Genomic DNA, 4284 nt, shown 5'->3' on the forward strand with positions numbered 1-4284 from the left:
AGCTATTGGTGCGTAAATTCGCCTTGCCTACAGGATGTAGGTACCTTAGCGAGAGCAGGACGCGGAAGCGGTGTTTTCCCTAAAACTCTCTGGCTAGACAAGGAGAAAACTAAGTTGTGCTTTAGCAACAATGAGTTGGAACATTCCTTATCCAAACCTCAGGTTAAATAGTAAAATTTTTGCCTTGTTATCGACAAGATTTTCTTGCCTCAAAATAGACCACTTAATTAAGCTAATTGGTATTAGAAGAAATTTTCACCATCTTGATCATGTTTTCTTTGATCTCAATGACTTCCATCTTATAACCAGAAATCGTTAAGCCAAGAGGCGCATCTGGAATATCTTCAAGGTGTTCAACAATCAGGCCGCTGAGTGTTTTAGGACCTTCGGTAGGTAAGTCCCAACTCATTTCTTTATTTAAGTCACGCACGTTTACACTGCCGTCAACCATAACTGAGCCATCTCGCTGCATGTTTACGTCTTCGCTCGGCGCGCGCGTCTGCGTGGTGGTAAAGTCACCTACGACTTCTTCAAGAATATCTTCGAGCGTAACCAGACCTTGAATGTCACCATACTCATCAACAACAAGACCAATACGCTCTTTGGCTTCTTGGAATTTGATCAGCTGTGTATTGAGCGAGGTATTCTCTGGTACATAGTAAATCTCTCTTACCGCACGCAGTAGTGACGGCTTATCAAACTGCTCTTTTGTCAGTAGGCGTAGCGCATCACGAGCGTGAATAAAACCAACCGCATCATCAATTTGGTCACGGTAAAGTAGCACTCGGGTGTGCTGCGCATTCGTGAGCTGGCGAGCAATATCTTTCCACTCGTCATTGATATCTATCGCATTGATTTCACTGCGTGGGATCATAATGTCTTCTACGGTCACGTGATCTAAGTCTAAGATAGAAGTGAGCATGTTTTGGTGGTTTGAGGGCAACATAGCGCTTGACTCATTTACCACGGTTTTTAATTCTTCTTTACTTAGGCTGTGCTCTTCAATCTCTTGTGGTGTGATCCCGACCAAACGTAACATACCATTGGTGATCCAGTTGGTCGCAACAACCAAAGGAAACAAGACCTTCAACAACACTTTTAGGATAACTGAGCTTGGAAACGCGACTTTCTCAGGGTATAAAGCTGCGAGAGTCTTAGGTGTAACTTCAGCGAAGATAAGGACCACGAGTGTGAGGCCAAAAGTAGCTACTGCGATACCCATATCGCCATACAGGCGTAATCCAATGATGGTTGCAACTTGTGCAGCGGCAATATTGACGAGGTTATTTCCGATCAGGATCAGACCAATCAGTCTATCAGGACGGTTAAGGAGGTTACTTACACGCTTCGCACCACGGTGATTCTCTTTTTCAAGATGGCGTAGACGAATACGGTTGATTGACATGATACCGGTTTCTGAACTAGAAAAATAAGCCGACATCAAAATGAGCACGCCGAGTATGATAAACAAGGCGCTGGTCGATATGTCTTCCAACAGTGGATCCCTTTTTTACTTACGAAAGAGTATTAAGCGTTAGTGAGTTACGATAGTCAAGTTAAAGTTTAAAACCTGCCTAAAATCACTTCTTGTATAAAGCGACTGCCAAAGTAACCTAAAGTTACGATGCCAGAAGCCGCTATGATTGAAATCACTACAGACTTACCGCGCCAGCCGAACTGCTTATGCCCAAAGGCGACGACGACATAAATAAGCCATGCAACGATAGATAAAATGGTTTTGTGAATAGTCTCTTTGGCGAACATACCGTCTAAAAAGTAAAAGCCGGATGCCAATGCCAGCGTTAATAAACCTGTGCCTACAAATAACAGTTGATAAAGCTGCCTTTCCACTTGCATAAGTGGCGGTAGATGGCTGGTCATAATCGCCAAATCCCGCTGTTTTAGACGTTTATCAATAAACATAAATTGAATGGCGTAGAGGGTGGCGATGATAAGTACGCAGTAAGCCAACAAAGAAAGTGAAATATGTACAACGAGGCCAACATCTATATTTATCGTATGCATAATAATGTGGTGTGGAATAAATAGGCTTGCTAATAACAAAATAGCCGCGAAGCCATACACCACGGGTAGCAATAATGTTGCAGGGAAGCGTAAAGATACGGTCGTTACAGAAACAACGATAACCCAACAGGTTAACAAGGCAACGTTGACGGTACTGAGATCTTGTCCTTGATGCGTAAACACTGAATTCACCAATACTAGCATATGAGTTAAAATGGCGACGGTGCTTAATATTAAGGTTTTCTTTTGATCTGGACCTTGTTTGTCAAATAAGCGCGATAAAACATGGCTGGTGGCCATGATGTAAAAGAGACAGGCGATTAATGACAAGCTAATAATCAACATAAAAATAAGTGCCTAATTTTTGCTTTCCTTTTTTAGCTATTGTATTTAAAGCCTATCCACTTGCATAGGGTTTTATCTCAATCCGTTAACTTATTCTTATTTTCGTTCAGCGAAAGCGTAAAAAGCAGAACAATCGGCTTGAATACTGTATTAGTGGCTCGCATATCAGTATAATGCCCGACAATTTCGAGATTTTGGAACCGATACATGTTTGAAAACCTCCAAGAGCGTTTAGGAAAAACGCTTAAAAACATCAGTGGCCGTGGCCGACTAACTGAAGACAATATTAAAGAAACACTCCGTGAAGTACGCATGGCATTGCTTGAGGCTGACGTTGCCTTGCCAGTTGTGCGCGACTTTGTAAAACAAGTAAAAGAACGCGCGGTTGGTGTAGAAGTCACAAAGAGTCTGAGCCCAGGCCAGGTTTTCATCAAGATTGTTCGTGAAGAACTTGAAAAGTCGATGGGTGAGGCCAACGAAGAGCTTAACCTAAACGCGCAGCCGCCAGCTGTCGTGATGATGGCAGGTCTTCAAGGTGCGGGTAAAACCACCAGTGTTGGTAAGCTGGCTAAATTCCTTAAAGAGCGCAAAAAGAAATCTGTGTTGGTGGTGAGTGCTGACGTTTATCGTCCTGCGGCTATCAAACAGCTTGAAACGTTAGCAGCAGAGGTTGACGTCGAGTTCTTCCCCAGTGATATTTCACAAAAGCCGGTAGATATCGCAACGGGTGCTATTTCTCACGCGAAGAAAAAGTTCATTGATGTGGTACTTGTGGATACCGCAGGTCGTTTGCACGTAGATGCAGACATGATGGACGAAATCAAAGATTTACACGCGGCGATTAATCCGATTGAAACCTTATTTGTTGTTGACTCAATGACAGGTCAGGATGCTGCAAATACAGCAAAAGCGTTTGATGAAGCGCTGCCACTCAGCGGTGTTATCTTAACCAAGACGGATGGTGATGCGCGTGGCGGTGCGGCGTTGTCTATTCGTCATATTACAGGTAAACCCATTAAGTTTATCGGTGTGGGTGAAAGAACCGATGCCTTAGAGCCATTCCACCCTGACCGTGTTGCATCTCGAATTCTAGGTATGGGCGACGTACTGTCGCTTATTGAAGAAGTCGAAATGAAAGTCGATAAAGACAAAGCCCAAAAAGTGGCTGAGAAAGTCTTTAAAGGCGACGGTTTTACACTGGAAGATTTTGCTGAGCAGCTGCGCCAGATGAAAAACATGGGCGGCATGATGTCGATGATGGAAAAGCTGCCTGGTATGTCGAACTTGCCAGATGCAGTAAAAGGTCAAGTAAATGATAAGACCTTTAACCAAATGGAAGCCATCATAAGCTCAATGACTCCAAAAGAGCGTGCACGTCCTGAAATCATCAAAGGCTCGCGTAAAAAGCGTATCGCTGCGGGTTCTGGTACGCAAGTACAAGACATTAATAAGTTGCTGAAGCAATTTACCCAAATGCAGAAGATGATGAAGAAGATGAAAGGCAAAGGCGGCATGATGAAAATGATGAAGAACATGAAAGGCATGATGCCGCCGGGCATGTTCGGTGGCGGTGGGCCTAAGTTCTAAATCAAACAAAAATATTCCATCCTAAAATGAGTTGATGGGTTTTTAGAGGCCAGTGATTTTTTCATTGGCCTTTTCAATTTGCTCTCGACCACGGCTGATGTAAAACCTATGCTGTAGTCGCTGTGAGGTCGTTTAACTCCCTCCTTTTTGTCTTTCTAACATACTTAATCTAAGTAACCTGAGCTGCGGATGATTAATGCCTTTCTAGCAGCCAGTTATAGCGCTAACTGCGTTGAATTCACTTCCAATAGCCAGCTATTGGTGCGTAAATTCGCCTTGTTTTCCCTAAATCTTGCTGGCTAGACAAGGAAAAAACTAAGTTGTGCT

3 protein-coding genes are annotated in these 4284 nt (G+C 43.4%); 1 reads left to right on the plus strand and 2 read right to left on the minus strand.

What is annotated here, in order from left to right; genetic code table 11:
- Window positions 1-232: 232 nt before the first annotated feature.
- Both BB427_RS23010 and BB427_RS23015 read right to left on the minus strand, forming a co-directional pair.
- Entirely contained in the window at window positions 233-1495 is a 1263-nt protein-coding gene (locus tag BB427_RS23010) for an HlyC/CorC family transporter (RefSeq protein ID WP_010606684.1), read from the minus strand.
- 68 nt (window positions 1496-1563) lie between these two features.
- Window positions 1564-2370: a cytochrome C assembly family protein gene (locus BB427_RS23015; protein ID WP_069023509.1), complete on the minus strand. Its 807-nt coding sequence runs from the start codon at window positions 2368-2370 to the stop codon at window positions 1564-1566.
- Between the two features lie 207 nt (window positions 2371-2577).
- On the opposite strand from BB427_RS23015, the gene ffh reads away from it, so the two are divergent.
- Entirely contained in the window at window positions 2578-3957 is a 1380-nt protein-coding gene (gene ffh, locus BB427_RS23020; RefSeq protein WP_010371045.1) for a signal recognition particle protein, read from the plus strand.
- Window positions 3958-4284: the final 327 nt, after the last annotated feature.

The organism is Pseudoalteromonas sp. BMB (assembly GCF_001709235.1).
GTDB classification, from domain to species: Bacteria; Pseudomonadota; Gammaproteobacteria; order Enterobacterales; family Alteromonadaceae; genus Pseudoalteromonas; species Pseudoalteromonas maricaloris.

What these genes read in the sequence shown, in the direction of transcription:
- BB427_RS23015 (WP_069023509.1), bottom strand. Translation starts at nt 2,370, where the DNA reads ATGTTGATTATTAGCTTGTCATTAATCGCCTGTCTCTTTTACATCATG.
- ffh (WP_010371045.1), top strand. Translation starts at nt 2,578, where the DNA reads ATGTTTGAAAACCTCCAAGAGCGTTTAGGAAAAACGCTTAAAAACATC.